Here is a 1,566-nt window from a genome sequence, read left to right on the forward strand (position 1 = left end):
GCCAAGGTCGTCGTCAACGACCTCGGCGGCGACGTCCACGGCGAGGGTGGCACCACCTCCCCGGCCCAGCGCGTTGTCGACGAGATCGTCGCCACCGGCGGCGAGGCCATGGTCGACGGCAACGACATCACCGACGAGGCCGCGGTCGACGCGCTGGTCTCCTCGGTCATCGACAAGTGGGGGCGCATCGACATCCTCATGAACAACGCCGGCATCCTGCGCGACAAGTCGTTCGCCAAGATGGACAACGACGACTTCCGCAAGGTCCTCGAGGTCCACCTCATGGGCTCGGTCAACTGCACCAAGGCCGTCTGGCCCCACATGGCCGAGGCCGGATACGGCCGCATCCTCATGACCACCTCGTCCTCGGGTATCTACGGCAACTTCGGCCAGAGCAACTACGCCGCCGCCAAGTCCGGCCTGGTCGGCCTGATGAACGTGCTCGCCATCGAGGGCGCCAAGAAGAACATCAAGGTCAACTCCATCGCCCCCACGGCCGCCACCCGCATGACCGAGGACCTGCTCCCACAGCGGGTCCTGGACATCATGGGCCCGGAGACCATCGCGCCCGGCGCCCTGTTCATGGTCAGCGAGGACGCGCCCACCAAGACCATCCTCGGTGCCGGCGCCGGCGTGTTCGCCGTTTCCCAGATGGTCGAGAGCCGCGGGGTCTACCTCCCGGACAACGCCCGCACCCCCGAGGTCGTGGCCGAGCGGTGGAACGAGATCGCCGACGTCACCGACGCGAACCCCCTGGAGTCGGCGTTCGAGCAGACCTCCAAGTACGCCGCGCTCGCGGCGCGCGAACTGGGGCTCCACCTCGAGAGCTGAGCCGCGGGGCGCGTGCGCGGGGATAGACTCCGCTCACGCGCCTGGCGCTCCGCCACGGTCTTCTCACCCCTGGACCGGTCTTGACCACGACACCGTCGACGGAGACGATCCGCGGCTTCACCCGTTCCCTGCACCCGGTCGGACTGGCCGTCGCGCTGCTGTTCTTCGTGTGGTCCATGACGCCCTCCCTGTTGCCGCGGGTGTGGCCCCTGCAGGCCGTGGCGACCGGGATCAGCCTCGCGACCGGGTACGGTCTGGGCTGCCTGATCGCATGGGCGGTCCGCTCCTGCGGGGTCTCCCCGGACCATTCCGCCCGCCTGCGCAGGATCGGGTGGTGGTCCCTGGCCGTCACGGCCGCGGTGACCGTCCCGACGTTCCTGGTCCTGGGGTCCTGGTGGCAGCAGATCACCCGGGACCTGGCCGGCGTCGAGCGCATCGACCGCGCCAACTACCTGCTCGTCCTGGTGCTGTCACTACTGGTCGCGACGGTCATCCTCGCGGCGGCCAGGGGGATCCGGCGTGGCACGGCGGCGCTGACCCGGATCGCCGCACCTCACGTCCCGGCCCCACTCGCCCGCGTCGTGGCGCTGGGTCTCGTGGTCCTCATCGCCGTGCTGTCGATCAACGGGCTCGTCCACCGCGGGGTGATCGGCCTGGCCGACAGGACGGCCTCCGCCGCGGACCACGGCACCGCCGAGGGCGTGCGGCAACCCCGCGCCGCCGAGAGGTCGGGGT

General features: G+C 70.4%; 2 protein-coding genes. Both read left to right on the forward strand.

Annotated elements, in window-relative coordinates; translation table 11 throughout:
* Positions 1-831: SDR family NAD(P)-dependent oxidoreductase (locus tag G6022_RS13895; RefSeq protein ID WP_182691803.1), on the forward strand; the 831-nt coding region annotated here is incomplete at its 5' end.
* An 80-nt stretch (positions 832-911) separates the two neighbouring features.
* A partial coding sequence (locus G6022_RS13900) for an alpha/beta-hydrolase N-terminal domain-containing protein (protein ID WP_277819504.1) occupies positions 912-1,566 on the forward strand: 655 nt, incomplete at its 3' end.

This window comes from Dietzia sp. Cai40 (assembly GCF_014145165.1).
GTDB classification, from domain to species: Bacteria; Actinomycetota; Actinomycetes; order Mycobacteriales; family Mycobacteriaceae; genus Dietzia; species Dietzia natronolimnaea.